At 69.8% G+C, this 14,828-nt stretch carries 13 protein-coding genes; 7 read left to right on the top strand and 6 right to left on the bottom strand.

What is annotated here, in order from left to right; genetic code table 11:
• Positions 1 to 691: 691 nt before the first annotated feature.
• The 3 genes from VGS97_RS28515 to VGS97_RS28505 all read left to right on the top strand — a co-directional run bounded on the left by VGS97_RS28515 (position 692) and on the right by VGS97_RS28505 (position 3,109).
• Positions 692 to 1,192 (top strand): hypothetical protein, encoded by a 501-nt coding sequence (locus VGS97_RS28515; protein WP_326856778.1) that lies wholly within the window; start codon positions 692 to 694, stop codon positions 1,190 to 1,192.
• A 221-nt stretch (positions 1,193 to 1,413) separates the two neighbouring features.
• Positions 1,414 to 2,028 (top strand): hypothetical protein, encoded by a 615-nt coding sequence (locus VGS97_RS28510; RefSeq protein ID WP_326856777.1) that lies wholly within the window; start codon positions 1,414 to 1,416, stop codon positions 2,026 to 2,028.
• 67 nt (positions 2,029 to 2,095) lie between these two features.
• A complete protein-coding gene (locus tag VGS97_RS28505; RefSeq protein WP_326856776.1) occupies positions 2,096 to 3,109 on the top strand; it encodes an undecaprenyl-diphosphate phosphatase in 1,014 nt (337 codons plus the stop codon).
• 34 nt (positions 3,110 to 3,143) lie between these two features.
• Here VGS97_RS28505 and VGS97_RS28500 read toward each other — a convergent pair whose 3' ends face one another.
• Entirely contained in the window at positions 3,144 to 3,689 is a 546-nt protein-coding gene (locus VGS97_RS28500) for a MarR family winged helix-turn-helix transcriptional regulator (RefSeq protein ID WP_326856775.1), read from the bottom strand.
• Positions 3,690 to 3,857: 168 nt separating this feature from the next.
• Positions 3,858 to 4,727 carry a DUF2127 domain-containing protein gene (locus tag VGS97_RS28495; RefSeq protein WP_349262299.1) on the bottom strand — a complete coding sequence of 290 codons (870 nt, stop codon included), beginning with the start codon at positions 4,725 to 4,727 and terminating at the stop codon, positions 3,858 to 3,860.
• Between the two features lie 254 nt (positions 4,728 to 4,981).
• On the opposite strand from VGS97_RS28495, the gene ilvD reads away from it, so the two are divergent.
• The 3 genes from ilvD to VGS97_RS28480 all read left to right on the top strand — a co-directional run bounded on the left by ilvD (position 4,982) and on the right by VGS97_RS28480 (position 9,330).
• On the top strand, positions 4,982 to 6,892 hold the full coding sequence (gene ilvD / locus VGS97_RS28490) for a dihydroxy-acid dehydratase (protein ID WP_326856773.1): 1,911 nt from the start codon (positions 4,982 to 4,984) through the stop codon (positions 6,890 to 6,892).
• A 64-nt stretch (positions 6,893 to 6,956) separates the two neighbouring features.
• The gene (locus VGS97_RS28485) at positions 6,957 to 7,505 is read left to right on the top strand and encodes a MarR family transcriptional regulator (RefSeq protein ID WP_326856772.1); all 549 of its coding nucleotides are present in this window, start codon (positions 6,957 to 6,959) and stop codon (positions 7,503 to 7,505) included.
• 148 nt (positions 7,506 to 7,653) lie between these two features.
• Positions 7,654 to 9,330, top strand: coding sequence for an acyl-CoA mutase large subunit family protein (locus VGS97_RS28480; protein WP_326856771.1), 1,677 nt, complete (start codon positions 7,654 to 7,656; stop codon positions 9,328 to 9,330).
• 75 nt (positions 9,331 to 9,405) lie between these two features.
• Here VGS97_RS28480 and VGS97_RS28475 read toward each other — a convergent pair whose 3' ends face one another.
• From VGS97_RS28475 to VGS97_RS28460, 4 genes are all read right to left on the bottom strand, one after another.
• The gene (locus VGS97_RS28475; RefSeq protein WP_326856770.1) at positions 9,406 to 9,837 is read right to left on the bottom strand and encodes a hypothetical protein; all 432 of its coding nucleotides are present in this window, start codon (positions 9,835 to 9,837) and stop codon (positions 9,406 to 9,408) included.
• Complete coding sequence (locus tag VGS97_RS28470) at positions 9,830 to 10,615, bottom strand: heavy metal-binding domain-containing protein (protein ID WP_349262301.1); 786 nt, start codon at positions 10,613 to 10,615, stop codon at positions 9,830 to 9,832. Before VGS97_RS28470 ends, VGS97_RS28475 begins: the two co-directional genes overlap by 8 nt.
• Positions 10,616 to 10,689: 74 nt before the next feature.
• Positions 10,690 to 11,562 (bottom strand): heavy metal-binding domain-containing protein, encoded by an 873-nt coding sequence (locus tag VGS97_RS28465; RefSeq protein WP_326856768.1) that lies wholly within the window; start codon positions 11,560 to 11,562, stop codon positions 10,690 to 10,692.
• A 126-nt stretch (positions 11,563 to 11,688) separates the two neighbouring features.
• Complete coding sequence (locus VGS97_RS28460) at positions 11,689 to 12,477, bottom strand: enoyl-CoA hydratase/isomerase family protein (RefSeq protein ID WP_414641868.1); 789 nt, start codon at positions 12,475 to 12,477, stop codon at positions 11,689 to 11,691.
• Between the two features lie 210 nt (positions 12,478 to 12,687).
• Between VGS97_RS28460 and glgX the strand changes: the two genes are divergently transcribed.
• A partial coding sequence (gene glgX / locus VGS97_RS28455; RefSeq protein WP_326856766.1) for a glycogen debranching protein GlgX occupies positions 12,688 to 14,828 on the top strand: 2,141 nt, incomplete at its 3' end.

Genomic DNA, 14,828 nt, shown 5'->3' with positions numbered 1-14,828 from the left:
TCACTCCGGACAACACCCACCACGCGATGGTGATGGGCTACGAGGCGGCCGACGCGCTGGGCTCCGGCAAGTTCGACAAGGACCACTGGTCGGCCGCACGCGACCGGTTCGCGCACAACCTGGCCGAAACCTGACCCTGCGCCGCACGTAAAGGGTGCGCGGGCCGGTGGCCAGGCTCGCGTGCCGATGGCCGTCGCCTGGTCACATTGTCATCGGTCGCCGCGTCATCGATCGCCGCGCAGTGTCGTTGGTGCGGCTGACGCCGCGTGGCACTGCGACTCCCTCCTCCGCCTTGCCACGCTCGGCTCTCGACCCGCAAGCACACACAGCACCAGCCGCATGAACAACACCGTCGGCCACCAACCCGCGCACCCTAGCGCCCCACTAAGCCACTAAGTCACACCACGCCCTTACCGCGTTTTTAGCTTGAACACAGGAAGCTGCGGGACATTGGTGTAGCAGGAGAAGCCGCCGGGAACGACCGGGATCGCCTGGCTCGGCAGCGAGTTCGGAGAAGGGTACGGAATCCGGCACGCGGTCCCCGGATCGTCCTGGCTCCCGGCGGCGCCTGTCCACCAGATATCAGGGGCCTGTAAGGAGTCGTGCGCAGACTGGACGTGCCGCGGCCGAGGGCGGGAGCGACTCGGCGCGCGACGTGCCGCTCTGCCCGGCTCGGCTGCGGAGGTGCGTCGTGACAGCGCTGGACCTGCCGGATTTCGGCATCCACGGGAACAGGCGTGCCGTGACCGTCCGGGGGCGCTGGTCGCTCGTCCCGGGCGGCGGAGTGCAGACCCTGCCACGCGCGGGCACCCGCGCGCTCACCACGGGGTTCACCCGGAAGCTGCTGGCGCGCCGAGACCGCGTGAGAGCGCTCCCACTGGTCTCCGGGGCGCTCATCGTCGGCGACCCGGTACATCTGACGGTCGGTGAGATCGCCGTCGCCGTCGACAAGACGCGCTCGGTGCGGCTAACGATCGCCGAAGTCACGGCGCTGGGCAATCGCCGGTTCGCCGTGGAGCTGATCGTCTCGGCGCTCGGCGACGACGCCGGACCCGACGAGGTCGCCCGGCTCGAAGGGTATGCCGACCGCGGCCGTGACGGCTCGCTGCGCGTCACGCTCAACGGTCCGGCGCCGACCGGCCTCGGCGGCGCGGGCTCCCGTATCCGGCTGTCGGCCGCCTTCGCCCGCTGATCGCCCCGTTCGTACCCGCACTCCGCTTCGTACGCTCGGTCGATAGGCGCGCCGGCCCCACCCGCTTCCGGCCGCCAAGGGTCGGCGGCCCGTCGCCCGCCATTCACCCCGTGTTCGGTTCGGCCTGCGAGAAAGGGATCCTTACAGCAAGGGTCGACAGCTCAGACGATCGATGGGTAACGAGTGCTCGGACAGACCTAGCCTGGGTGGGGGCGTCCACAATGACCCGTTTCTACCGTCCCGATCGGATCGACTACGACGTCGTGGTGCTGGACCAGCAGTCCGGCGTCAGCCGATGGGCGACCGCCGGGGTGGAGGTCGTGGAAGCGCCGCACGCGCTGGTCGACGGCGGCGGTTCGATGGCCAGCGAGTCGTTCCGCACATACGCCGCGTCGGTGGCCCCGCGGCTGCGGGACTTCGCCGAGCAGGTGGCGACCGTGGACCAGTTCGGCGCGACCATGCACCGATATCAGAGCTATCAGGCGGTGCGAGCGGTGCTGCGCGACGCGCAGGGGGTGCTGCTGGCCGAGGTGCGGTGCGACGGTTCTGTCACAATTCCCGGTGAGCTCGACCAGGATCTGCGCCGGCAGTTCATCGGCATGATCAACGGCTGGCTGCCGATGACGATCCGCGAGGTCGACCGCAGCAAATATGACAATGCATTGGCTTCGCTGGTCAAGGCGCGCCGTGTGGTGGACGCGATGCTGCGCGAGGTGGTCGGGCTGGCGGCCGGTGGTCTGGACCCGATGCCGTGGGAGCTCGTCGCGGCCGCGATGGGCGTGCCGCCGGAGACGCTGGACTCCTGGTACCGGGCACCGGACGGCCTGGCGAAGTGACTATTGTTGCCGGGTGGTCCCCGGTCTAGTGGGACGCATCACACCGAGTGTCAGCAGGGGTTGAGCCTTGTCCGGGACTGTGTCGTACTTCGAAGCCATCGTCATCGGCCTGGTCCAGGGCGTGAGCGAGCTGTTCCCGGTCTCCAGCCTCGGGCACGCGGTGCTGATCCCCGCGTGGCTCGGCGGCAGCTGGGCGAGCACGATGGACATGACGGCCAAACAGTCGCCGTACCTGGCGCTGATCGTGGCGCTGCACGTGGCCACGGCCGCCGCGCTGATCCTGTTCTTCTGGCACGACTGGGTCCGCATCGTCAAGGGCCTGATCAGCTCGGTCCAGAACAAGCGGATCAGCACGCCGTACGAGAAGCTGGCCTGGGTTCTGATCATCGGCACCATCCCGGTCGGCATCGCCGGCCTCATCCTGGACAAGCTGCTGCGCGAGCATCTGGGCAAGCCGTCCTGGGCCGCGGTGTTCCTGATCTTCAACGGTGGCCTGCTGTACGCAGCCGAGCGGCTGCGCGGCGGGCCGGCCCGGTCCGCCGAGACCGCGGACGGCGACGGACGGCGCGGCGAGCGCGGCGCGACGGCGGCCATGGCCAGCGGCGGATCACGCCGCAAGCAGAGCGCCGCGAGGTCCGAACCGCAGCGGGAGCTGGACCGGCACGGCCGGGAACTGCCGCCGTCGATCGCCAGTGACGTCCGGCTGGCCCGGATGGACCGGTCCACCGCGGCGCAGATCGGCGCGGCGCAGATCCTCGGCCTCTTCCCGGGCCTGAGCAGGTCCGGGGCGACGATCGTCGGCGGCATCTTCAAGGGCCTGCACCACGAGGACGCGGCCCGCTTCGCCTTCCTGCTGGCCACCCCGGCGATCCTCGGGGCGGGCGTGTACAAGCTGCCGGAGCTGGCCAAGCCGGAGAACTCGGGCATCGTCGGGCCGGCGATCGCGGGCTCGCTGGTGGCGTTCGGCGCCGCGTATGTCTCGGTACGCTTCCTGGTGCGCTACTTCGAGACCAGGACGCTCACGCCGTTCGCCATCTACTGCGCGGTGGTCGGCCTGCTCTCCCTCATCCGCTTCGCCTGATCCGAGCGGTTGATCCGCCGGGCCGGCAGCCCGGTCAGCCCGCGACGAGGTCGTCCGCCGGGCCCTCGCCTGCTGCATCCCGGATCTCGGCGGCGGCGTTGGCGCAGCCGATGCCCGGCGACTGCCGCAGCTTCTCGGCGATGATGCCCATCGCCGCGCCGACGATGGCCACCTCGTCCGCGGACATCAGGTCGATGAACAGCTCGCGCACGTCCTCCACGTGTCCGGGCGCGGCCTCGCGCAGCAGCGCCCAGCCCTGGTCGGTGATCACGGCGAAGGCCCCGCGCCGGTCCGAGGGGCACTCCTGCCGCTCGACCAGCGAGGCCTTCTCCATGCGGCCGATCTGGTGTGAGAGCCGGCTCTTGGACAGCGAGGTGCGGTTGGCCAGTTCGGTCATCCGCAGCCTGCCCTCCTCGGACTCGGACAGCTCGACCAGGACCTGATAGTCGGTGAGGTTGAGGGAGTGGCGCTCGTGCAGCCGGTCCTCAAGCTTCGCCGGGAGCAGCCGCATCACCTCAAGCCAGGCACGCCACGTCCGCTGTTCGGCATCGCTGAGCCAGCGCGGGGCGGGGTCGTTCATATCTCCAGGGTACCGTCTATTAGTTGAATCCTAAATATTCCATGCGTAGACACAACGCCCACATCCCCGTTCTTGCTTCCCACTATCCACAGGAAACCTTAGACGGCACCGCGCTCTAGACGGCGTCTAGAGCGGTTCAGATGTTGGCAAACGGTCTATACAAGTGGTCTAGACGGTGCGCTCGACCTCCGCGTCGGCACCGGCCTCGGCAGCGACGCGCATGCCGGCTTCAGCCTCGTCGGCCTCGGTCGTCGGCGGTTGCGCTGCCGATTCTGCCGCCGCGTCTCCCGCCGCCGCCTCGACCTCAAGCAGCGAGGCGCTGTGCAGCTCACGCTCGACGGCGGCACGTCCGCCGCGCAGGCCGAACAGCCGCTTCGCCAGCAGCAGGTAGAGCACGGCGAGCACGTTGAGCACCAGCGTCCCGATCTTGAACAGGGACTGCTTGTCGACGATCTCGTAGACCTCGATGGGCAGGAACGCCGCGGTCGCCACCACGGCGAAGTACTCGCCCCAGCGCTTCGCCAGCCACAGACCGACCGCCTCGATCAACTCGATCAACGCGTAGGCGCCCAGCAGGATCGCGACCACGGTCAGCGTCGAGTGCTTGTAGTCGAAGCTCTTGCGGATGAAGTCCACGATCGAGGAGTGGTCCAGGTCGTAGCCCCAATGCCTGGCCACCGGACGCAGCACGGTCACGTCCTGCTCGAAGAGCTGGGAGAGCGCCGCCTGCGAGTTCTCGAACCGCCACACCGCGTACGCCACGCCACCGACCAGCAGGAAGCGGAATATCCGTTCCAGCGCGAGCAGCCGCATGATCATGATCGAGCGCAGCGCCTTGCCACGCGGCACCACCGGGGCGTGCGCCGCCGGTCCTGAGGCCTTCGGCGCGGCCAGCACGAAGTCACCGCACCGCAGGCACCGCCACGCCGGACCAAGCGCCGTGCCGGTGTGGACGCGGTCGCGGTACTCGGGCTCGGTGGGCTCGTAGAGCACGTGGCCACGACGCGCGCAGTGACGCCTGTTCCAATCCATGGCCACACAGAGTAGACCGCTTGCGTGCGTGTGTGTCCCATAACGTGGGATGCCTGGCTCGGGCCCGTGACATGGTGGGAGAATCCCGAGCGACCAGCGGACGATGGCCACTCTTCGAACCGGTCGCGACCCGCGGCGCAGGGTCGGCCGACGCGCAGCAGCGGGCGAGCCTACAACCGCCCACAAGGCCATGGTCAAGTTCGAAGAGCCATGATGGCCGAGTCCGACAAGCCACGACGAGCACGAGCAAGGAGCCAACCATGCCGGCACTGCGGTCACGCACCTCGACTCACGGGCGGAACATGGCGGGCGCGCGGGCGCTCTGGCGGGCCACCGGGATGGCCGAGGCGGACTTCGGCAAGCCGATCGTCGCGATCGCGAACTCCTTCACCCAGTTCGTCCCCGGGCATGTCCACCTGCGCAACGTGGGCGAGATCGTGGCCGAGTCGGTCGCCAGGTCCGGCGGCGTGTCCAAGGAGTTCAACACCATCGCAGTCGACGACGGCATCGCGATGGGCCACGGCGGCATGCTCTACTCGCTGCCCTCCCGCGAGCTGATCGCCGACGCGGTCGAGTACATGGTCAACGCGCACTGCGCGGACGCGCTGGTCTGCATCTCCAACTGCGACAAGATCACCCCGGGCATGCTGATGGCCGCGCTGCGCCTCAACATCCCGACCGTCTTCGTCTCCGGCGGCCCGATGGAGGCCGGCCAGGCGCACCTGCGCGCCCCGGGCGGAACAGTGGTTCACAGTCGCGACGGCGTCGCGATGAGCGCGGACGAGATCACCAAGCTCGACCTGATCGACGCGATGTCCGCGGCCGCCGACGAGCACGTCTCCGACGAGACCCTCGGCACCATCGAGCGCTCCGCCTGCCCCACCTGCGGATCGTGTTCCGGCATGTTCACGGCGAACTCGATGAACTGCCTCATCGAGGCGCTGGGCCTCGGCCTGCCGGGCAACGGCTCGGTGCTGGCCACGCACACCAAGCGGCGCGACCTGTTCGAGCGCGCCGGCAGCCTCGTCCTGGAACTGACGAAGCGTTACTACGAGGACGACGACGAGTCGGTGCTCCCCCGCTCGATCGCCACGCCGGCCGCCTTCGGCAACGCGATGGCCCTGGACGTGGCGATGGGCGGCTCCACCAACACGGTGCTGCACCTGCTGGCCGCCGCGCAGGAGGCCGGGGTCGGCTTCGGGCTCAAGGAGATCGACGCGACCAGCCGCCGGGTGCCGTGCATCACCAAGGTCGCGCCGAACCGGGCCTCGCTGAGCAAGACGTACTACATGGAGGACGTGCACCGAGCCGGCGGCATCCCGGCCATCCTGGGCGAACTGCACCGCGGCGGCCTGCTCGACGAGTCGGTGCACGCGGTGCACTCGCCGACGCTCGACGCCTGGCTGGAGCGGTGGGACGTGCGCGGCGGCAAGGCGGACGACGCGGCGTTCGAACTCTTCCACGCGGCCCCCGGCGGCGTGCGCACGACCGAGCCCTTCTCGACCGGCAACCGCTGGTCCTCGCTCGACACCGACGCGGAGCAGGGCTGCGTCCGCTCGATCCCGCACGCGTACACGAAGGACGGCGGGCTCGCCGTGCTGTGGGGCAACATCGCGGCCGACGGCGCGGTGGTGAAGACGGCGGGCGTCGCGGAGTCGATCTGGACCTTCCGCGGCCCGGCGCGGGTATTCGAGTCGCAGGAGGACGCGGTCGAGGCGATCCTCGGCGGCCGGATCACCGAGGGCGACGTCGTGGTGATCCGGTACGAGGGCCCGAAGGGCGGCCCGGGGATGCAAGAGATGCTGTACCCGACCGCGTTCCTCAAGGGCAGGGGCCTCGGCGCGAAATGCGCGCTGATCACCGACGGCCGGTTCTCCGGCGGCACCTCCGGGCTCTCGATCGGGCACATCTCCCCCGAGGCCGCCTCGGGCGGCGCGATCGCGCTGATCGAGGACGGCGACGAAATCGCGATCGACATCCGGGACCGCTCGATTACGCTGGACGTGACCGATCAGGTGCTGGTCGAGCGCCGGGCCGCGCTGGAGGCCGGCGGCGGCTACCGGCCGAAGGACCGCGACCGCCCGGTTTCACTGGCGCTCAAGGCCTACGCGCACCTGGCGACCTCGGCGGCCACCGGGGCGGTGCGCGACCGCTCGAAGCTCGAAGGCTGATCCGCCCGCGGGCGGCCCGGGGCCGCCGTGCGCATGAGCAGACGCGAGGAGAGGGACGGGTCCGATGGCGAACCAGTCGAGCCAGGGCGGGCTGCCGTTCGACCCGGTACAGCGGGCCTTCGAGCTGTGGGAGCGCCGCTGGGGCGCCTCCACCTCGATGCTCGCGGTCACCTCGCTGATGCGCGCGCACCAACTGGTGCTGGCCGAGGTGGACGCGATAGTCCGGCCCTATAATCTGACCTTCGCACGCTACGAGGCGCTGGTACTGCTCACGTTCAGCCGCCGCGGCTCGCTGCCGCTGTCGAAGATAGGCGAGCGGCTCCAGGTCCATCCGACCTCGGTCACCAACATCGTGGACCGGCTGGCCCGCTCCGGCCTGGTCGAGCGCAAGCCGAACCCGGAGGACGGCCGCGGCGTGCTGGCCGAGATCACGCCCGAGGGCCGCGACGTGGTGGAGAAGGCGACGGCCGACCTGATGGCGGCGGAGTTCGGCCTCGGCGCGCTGGACACCGAGCAGCACCGCACGCTGTTCGACGTGCTGCGCGACCTGCGCCACGCGGCCGGCGACTTCACCGAGCCGGCGGACACGGCACTGGACGACATGCTGCACTGACGGCTGCCGCGCCCCGGCAGCCGCCTCCTGACGCAGTCGTTCTCACGACACCGCCGTACTGCCGTTTCAAACACTGCTGCCTCCTCGACTCCGTCGGTGTCCGAGCGGCGGATCGACAGGTAGTAGGACGTCCTAGTACTTTGATCCCATGGATGACGCGAGCATCACCGCGGGCCGGGAACGTTGGCAGGCTGCCTATGGCAAGGCGCCGAAGACCGACCGTGACACCACCACGATCTCCGGCGAGGAGACCGAAGCCGTCTACGGCCCGCCGCCGGGCTCTGCCGTCCCGGGCTTCGAGCGGATCGGCTGGCCGGGCGAGTACCCGTACACCCGCGGGCTCTATCCGACCGGCTACCGCGGACGGCCGTGGACCATCCGCCAGTTCGCCGGCTTCGGCAACGCGGCGCAGACCAACGAGCGCTTCCGGGCGATCCTCGCGGCCGGCGGCGGCGGACTGTCCGTCGCCTTCGACATGCCGACCCTGATGGGCCGCGACTCGGACGACCTGCGGTCGCTCGGCGAGGTAGGGCACTGCGGCGTCGCGATCGACTCGGCCGCGGACATGGACGTGCTGTTCGCAGACATCCCGCTCGGCGACGTCACGACCTCGATGACGATCAGCGGCCCGGCCGTCCCGATTTTCTGTATGTACGTCGTCGCGGCGGAGCGTCAGGGCGTCGACGTCGGCAAGCTCAACGGCACGCTACAGACCGACATCTTCAAGGAGTACATCGCGCAGAAGGAGTGGCTGTTCCCGCCGAAGCCGCACCTGCGCCTGATCGGCGACCTGATGGAGTACTGCGCGCGGGGCATCCCGGCGTACAAGCCGCTGTCGGTCTCCGGCTACCACATCCGCGAGGCCGGGTCGACGGCCGCACAGGAACTCGCGTACACACTCGCGGACGGCTTCGGATACGTCGAGCTCGGCCTGTCCCGGGGCCTCGACGTCGACGTGTTCGCGCCCGGGCTCTCCTTCTTCTTCGACGCGCACATCGACTTCTTCGAGGAGATCGCCAAGTTCCGGGCCGCCCGCCGGATCTGGGCGCGCTGGATGCGCGACGTGTACGGCGCGAAAACCGCAAAGGCGCAGTGGCTGCGCTTCCACACCCAGACCGCCGGGGTCTCGCTGACCGCGCAGCAGCCCGAGAACAACATCGTGCGCACCGCGATCGAGGCGCTGGCGGCCGTGCTCGGCGGGACCAACTCGCTGCACACCAACGCGCTCGACGAGGTGCTCGCGCTGCCCTCGGCCAAGGCCGCCGAGATCGCCGTGCGCACGCAGCAGGTGATCCTGGAGGAGACCGGCGCGGCCAACGTCGCCGACCCGCTCGGCGGCTCCTGGTACGTCGAGGCGCTGACCGACAAGATCGAAGCCGACGCCGAGGCGATCTTCCAGCAGATCAAGGACCTCGGCCGGGACGGCACGGTGACCTCCGGCCTGCTGCGCGGCATCGACGAGGCCTACTTCACCGGCCAGATCGCCGAGGCCTCGTTCCGGTACCAGCAGACGGTCGAGAAGGGCGACAAGCGGATCGTCGGCGTGAACGCGCACACCGAGACCATCGAGGCGCCGCTGGAGATCCTGCGCGTATCGCACGAGGTCGAGGTCGAACAGAACCGCGTGCTCGGCGAGCGCCGCGCGAAGCGGGACGACGCCGCCGTCCGCGCCAAGCTCGCGACGCTGCGCGAGGCGGCGGCGCGCGACGGGGTGAACCTCATCCCGCCGATGCTCGACGCGTCACGCGCCGAGGCGACCCTCGGCGAGATCTGCGGCGTACTCAAGGACGTCTACGGCACGTACACCGAGCCCGCCGGGTTCTGACGCGCCTTCACCGCGACACGTGACACAGCGACATGTGACACCGCGACACGTGAGACAACGACATGTGACACGGCCTCAGGTCAGGAACCGCTCCAGCGCCTCACGGGCGCGAGCACTGGAGGCGGCCGTCTCGGCCAGCGCCTGGGCGAGTGCGGCGATCCACTCGTCCAGGCCGACCTGACGGCGCGAGAGCACGATCCCGCGCACCTCCTTGCAGACCTCGCCGACGATCCGGCCCCGGTCGATGCGCAGCGCCAGGCGCAGTTCGCCGAGTGCCACGTCGAGGTTCGTCACCGCGCCCTCGCGTCCGGCCATCCGGTCGGCCATGGTGCGCTTGCGCTCGACCCGGACCGCGTCCGACGGCAGCGAGTCGACCAGGTTGACCGACAGGACCTTCGCGTAGAGGTCCAGGTCGGCGCTGTCCCGGCGCAGCGCCGCGGCCAGCAGTTCCACGTCCATGCCGTCATCGCCGCCGGCGTCGCCGACAGGGACCAGCTCGTCAGGCATCGAGGCTCAGCACCATCGTCGGGCGGTCGATGACGTGATCCGCGCGCAGCGGGCGCACGGCGGTGCCGATGGCGAAGAACTCGGTGGTGTGCGAACCCCAGGTGTGCGAGTGCTGCCGCAGTTGGACGGCGACGATGCCCTCCGCGTCCAGCGCCTCGGCCTCGGCCTGCATCCGGCTCATCGCCAGCTCGCGCGCGTCGTAGAGCGCCTGGGTGAACTGCTCGATCTCGACGTTGCGGCCGGTGTTGCCGATCACCTGGGCGAACCGCTGGTGCGCGACGTGGTAGACGCAGGTGCCCATCACCATGTCCAGCGGCGCGTACCCGGCGCGGATCAGCGTCCAGAAGTCCTGGCCGGACAGGTCCGAGGTGAACGGCTTGTTCTTGTTGTTGCGCCAGTGGCCGTGCGGCCCGGGGTCGGCTCCGTCCGCCTTGACCGCGGTGCCCACCGCGATGAACTCGGCGATGTCGTTGCCGAACTCCTTGAACTCCACCTCAAGGCGCACCCCGACGATGCCGTCCGCGCCCAGCGCGCTGGCCTCCGCCTCCATCCGGCTCATCGCCAGCTCCCAGGCGTGGTACATGGCCTGGGACAGCGTGGTCATCTCCTGGTTCTTCGACCAGCGGCCGAGTTGCAGGCCGACATGGTAGATCGAGGAGCCGAGCACCAGGCCGAGCGGGCGGAACCCGGCCTCGCGCACCAGCAGGAACTCGTTCACCGACAGGTCGGAGGTGAAGATCGAGCCCTTGCCTGGCTTGAGCTGGGCCAGCCGGCGCATGGCGTCCTCGGGCACCCCCTGGGCGACCAGGTCGCCGTCGCCCGCTCCCCGGTCGATGGACTGGTCGGTCATCGTCAGCGCTCCCGATTCAGCGTCATGATGGTCAGTGGCTTCGGCCCGGCGTGGCCGGGCGAACGGTCGAAGCGCGCGATCGACGTGCCGAGGATGACGACCTCGGCGATGTGGTCGCGCTGGTTCTCGTAGGAGGGGCACTCCCGCTCCCGGATGCGCAGGTCCATCTCGTCCACCACGATGCCGTCGCCGCCCTGCCGCTTGGCGTCGGACTGGAGCTGCACGCGGGCGTCGTGCCGGGCCTGGTTGATCAGCTGGGTGTAGCCGTCGACCTCCTGGTTGCCCGCCATGAAGCTCAGCTGTCCGCGGGTGCGCCAGTCGTCGTGCCGGGTCGCTATCGAGATGCCGAGCACCAGGCCGGTGGGAATCCACCCGGCGTGCACCAGCTTGCCGAACTCCTGGCCGGTGACGTGCGAGGTGAACGGCTTCGCCGGATGCACCCTCGACGAGCGCGCACGCACGGCGGTGCCGAGGGCGGTGACCTCCAGGCCACCCGCCGGGAAGTGCCCGACCTTCAGCTTGACACTGACGATCCCGTCGCCGCCCAGCGCCTGGCACTCGGCGACGGCGCGGCCGAGCGCCGTCCAGCGCGCGGTGTACATGGCCCGTACCAGCTCGGAGAACGGCGCCCAGGACGAGGACGAGACCTCGGTGCCGCCGAAGTACGACCACGACCCCGAGCAGCCGTAACGGCCCGCGTACCCGATGTGGTACACCGCCGTGCCCAGGACCTGGCCGACCGGGTCGAAGCCGGCTCCCTCGATCGCCGCGAACTCCTGCGTGGACAGGGCCGAGCCCCACGTGTGGGTCTCGCGGATCCCGGCCATCCGAGCACGGGCGGCCTCGGGCAGGCTCCTGTCCCACTGCTCTGTCATCAGACCCCCGGTCGGAGACGGATGGTGCGCTCTTGGGCAGCGTATGGCATGCGGCACTCCTGTTGTACAACAGGCGTCGCGCAACGACTGTGCGGTACGACAATCGTGCTGTACAACAACCGTGCCTCAGCCGAAGACGGCCTTACCCGGTCCCTGCTCTATGAAGGACCGCATGCCGATGGCCCGATCCTCCGTCGCGAACAGCGCGGCGAACTGGATCCGCTCGATCTCCAGCCCGGTGGCCAGATCGGTCTCCAGCCCGCGGTCGATCGCCTCCTTCGCCGCCCGCAGCGCGAAGGCCGGCCCGTCGGCCAGTTCCGCCGCCCAGGCCAGCGCCGTCGGGTATACCTCTTCAGGGGCGACGACCCGGTCGACCAGGCCGAATTGCAGCGCCTCGTCCGCGGCCACCAGCCGGCCGGTGAAGACGAGGTCCTTCGCCCTGGCCGGTCCGATCAGCCGGGACAGCCGCTGCGTGCCGCCGGCTCCGGGGATCAGCCCGAGCTTGATCTCGGGCTGGCCGAACCGGGCGTCCGTGGCGGCCACCCGCAGGTCGGCGCACAGTGCCAGCTCGCAGCCGCCGCCGAGGGCGAAGCCGTTGACCGCGGCGACGACCGGCTTCGGAATGCGGGCGATCGCCGTGAACGAGTCCTGTAGGGCGCCGGAGCGCCGAACCATGTCCGTGTACGAGAGGTCCGCCATCTCCTTGATGTCGGCCCCGGCGGCGAAGACCTTCGGCCCGCCGTAAAGCACCACCGCACGCCACTGCGGGAGGGCGCTGACCTGTTCGGCCGCCGCCTTGAGCTCGTCCTGGACCTGCTCGTTGAGCGGGTTCAGCTTGGGCCGGTCGATCCGGATCGTGGCGACCTTGGGCGTCGCGTCGTCGACCTCGATGCGTACGTACTCGGCGCTCCACACCGTCCGCGCTGTGTTGCTCTGCGCCGCTTCGCCCTGTGCCGGGTCAGTCAAGGCTGATACTCCTTCGGATCGCCGTCTCCCCGCCGCCTGTCTGCGCACCGGCTTTCGAGGAGCCCACCTGCACAGTTCATCCAACCATGCCGGTCGGACGGCCGAAATTCCCGGGCGTCCGAGCTTTGTCACAGCCCGTCAAAAGGCACAATGGACACCATGAGCGACCAAGCTGGCGATCCGGCGCCCGCCGAGCACTGGGACCGCCCGTGGCCGGGCCACTGGCACCCGCTCGGCGCGAGCCACGACGGGGAGGGCGTGAACTTCGCGCTCTGGGCCGCCGGGGCCGAGGACGTCGAGGTCTGCCTGTTCGACGACTCGGGGAACGAGAACCGGGTCGCCCTGACCGAGTCCACCTTCCACGTATGGCACGGCTACCTCACGGGCGTCGGCCCCGGACAGCGCTACGGCTTCCGGGCGTACGGGCCGTGGGATCCGGCCAGGGGCCGCCGCTGGAATCCGGACAAACTGCTGCTCGACCCGTACGCGCGGGCGCTGGAAGGCGACTTCGTCCTCGACGACGCCATCTACGCGCACGTCAAGCACGGCACGGACGCCGACCTGAGCGCCCGCGACGACCGCGACTCGGCGCGCTACGTTCCGCACGGCGTCGTCATCGGGAGCGTCGACGTCAACACCGGCAGCCGGCCGCACACGCCGTGGGCCGAGAGCGTGATCTACGAACTGCACGTGCGCGGCTTCACGATGCGCCATCCGGGCGTCCCCGACGAGCTGCGCGGCACCTACGCGGGCCTGGCGCACCCGGCCGTGATAGACCACCTGATCCACCTCGGCGTCACCGCGGTCGAACTGCTGCCGATCCACCATTTCGTCTCCGAACCGCACCTGCTCGAACGCGGCCTGGGCAACTACTGGGGCTACAACTCGATCGGCTACTTCGCCCCGCACGCGCCCTACTCGGCCGCGGCCCGGCGCGGCGAGCGCGGCGGGCAGGTGCGCGAGTTCAAGGAAATGGTCGCGGCCATGCACCGGGCCGGGATCGAGGTCATCCTCGACGTGGTCTACAACCACACCGCGGAGGGCGGCGGCGCCGGACCGACGCTCTGCTTCCGCGGCATCGACAACGAGAGTTACTACCGTCTCGACGACAAGAACCCCAGCCGGTACGTCGACTACACGGGATGCGGTAACACGCTCAACGTCGTGCAACCGCACGTCCTGCAACTGATCACCGACTCGCTGCGGTACTGGGTCACCGAGATGGGTGTGGACGGCTTCCGCTTCGACCTCGCCTCGGCGCTCGCCCGCTCCTTCCACGACGTGGACAAGCTCTCCTCGTTCCTGACCGTCATCGCCCAAGACCCGGTGCTCCAGCAGGTCAAGCTGATCGCGGAGCCATGGGACGTCGGCCACGGCGGCTACCAGGTGGGCGAGTTCCCGCCGCTGTGGACCGAGTGGAACGACAAGTTCCGCGACACGGTCCGCGACTTCTGGCGCGGCGCCCGCACAGACGTGCGCGACCTGGCCTACCGGCTCTCCGGCTCCTCAGACCTCTACCAGGACGACGGCCGGCGCCCTTACGCGTCCATCAACTTCGTCACCGCCCACGACGGCTTCACCCTGCGCGACCTCGTCACCTACGAGCACAAACACAACGAGGCGCACGGCGAGGGCAACCGCGACGGCACCAACGACAACCGCTCGGCCAACTACGGCGTCGAAGGCGAGTCCGACGACGAGGCGCTCAACGAGCTGCGCCGCCGCCAGATCCGCAACCTGATGGCGACCCTGATCCTGTCCACCGGCGTGCCGATGGTCACCGCGGGCGACGAGTTCGGCCGGACGCAGGGCGGCGACAACAACGCCTACTGTCTCGACGACGAAACCAGCTGGGTCGACTGGGCGCTGCTGGAGAAGGGCGAGTGGTCCAGCCTGCTGGACCTGACCCGCCGCCTGATCCACCTGCGCCGCCGCCACCCGGTCCTGCGCCAGCGCGTGTTCTTCTCCGGCCAGCCCGCACACCCCGGCGGCCTCCAGGACATCGCCTGGTTCCGCCCCGACGGCGAGGAGATGACCGACGACGACTGGTTCGCGCCGGCCAGCGGCCTCGGCGTCTACATCTCCGGCCAGGACATCCGCGGCCGCGGCCCGCACGGCGAGCGCATCGGCGACGACAGCTTCCTGCTGGTGCTCCACGCGGGCGCCGACGAACTGCCCTTCGTCCTACCCGGCGACCCCTGGGCCCGCTGGTACCACAGCGTGATCGACACGACCCTGGAGGGCGACCCCGGCGCTCGGGACAACGTCACCTACGCCGGCGGCGAGGAGATCACCCTCGC

This window comes from Actinocrinis sp., assembly GCF_035946395.1.
In the GTDB taxonomy this organism is placed as follows: domain Bacteria; phylum Actinomycetota; class Actinomycetes; order Streptomycetales; family Catenulisporaceae; genus Actinocrinis.
This window is presented reverse-complemented; position numbering and strand designations above follow the sequence as displayed.

Bases quoted from the DNA above. Each gene is read 5' to 3' on its own strand.
- VGS97_RS28510 (WP_326856777.1), top strand. From the start codon at position 1,414: ATGACCCGTTTCTACCGTCCCGATCGGATCGACTACGACGTCGTGGTG.
- VGS97_RS28500 (WP_326856775.1), bottom strand. From the start codon at position 3,689: ATGAACGACCCCGCCCCGCGCTGGCTCAGCGATGCCGAACAGCGGACG.
- ilvD (WP_326856773.1), top strand. From the start codon at position 4,982: ATGCCGGCACTGCGGTCACGCACCTCGACTCACGGGCGGAACATGGCG.
- VGS97_RS28485 (WP_326856772.1), top strand. From the start codon at position 6,957: ATGGCGAACCAGTCGAGCCAGGGCGGGCTGCCGTTCGACCCGGTACAG.
- VGS97_RS28480 (WP_326856771.1), top strand. From the start codon at position 7,654: ATGGATGACGCGAGCATCACCGCGGGCCGGGAACGTTGGCAGGCTGCC.
- VGS97_RS28475 (WP_326856770.1), bottom strand. From the start codon at position 9,837: ATGCCTGACGAGCTGGTCCCTGTCGGCGACGCCGGCGGCGATGACGGC.
- VGS97_RS28470 (WP_349262301.1), bottom strand. From the start codon at position 10,615: ATGCGCCGGCTGGCCCAGCTCAAGCCAGGCAAGGGCTCGATCTTCACC.
- VGS97_RS28465 (WP_326856768.1), bottom strand. From the start codon at position 11,562: ATGACAGAGCAGTGGGACAGGAGCCTGCCCGAGGCCGCCCGTGCTCGG.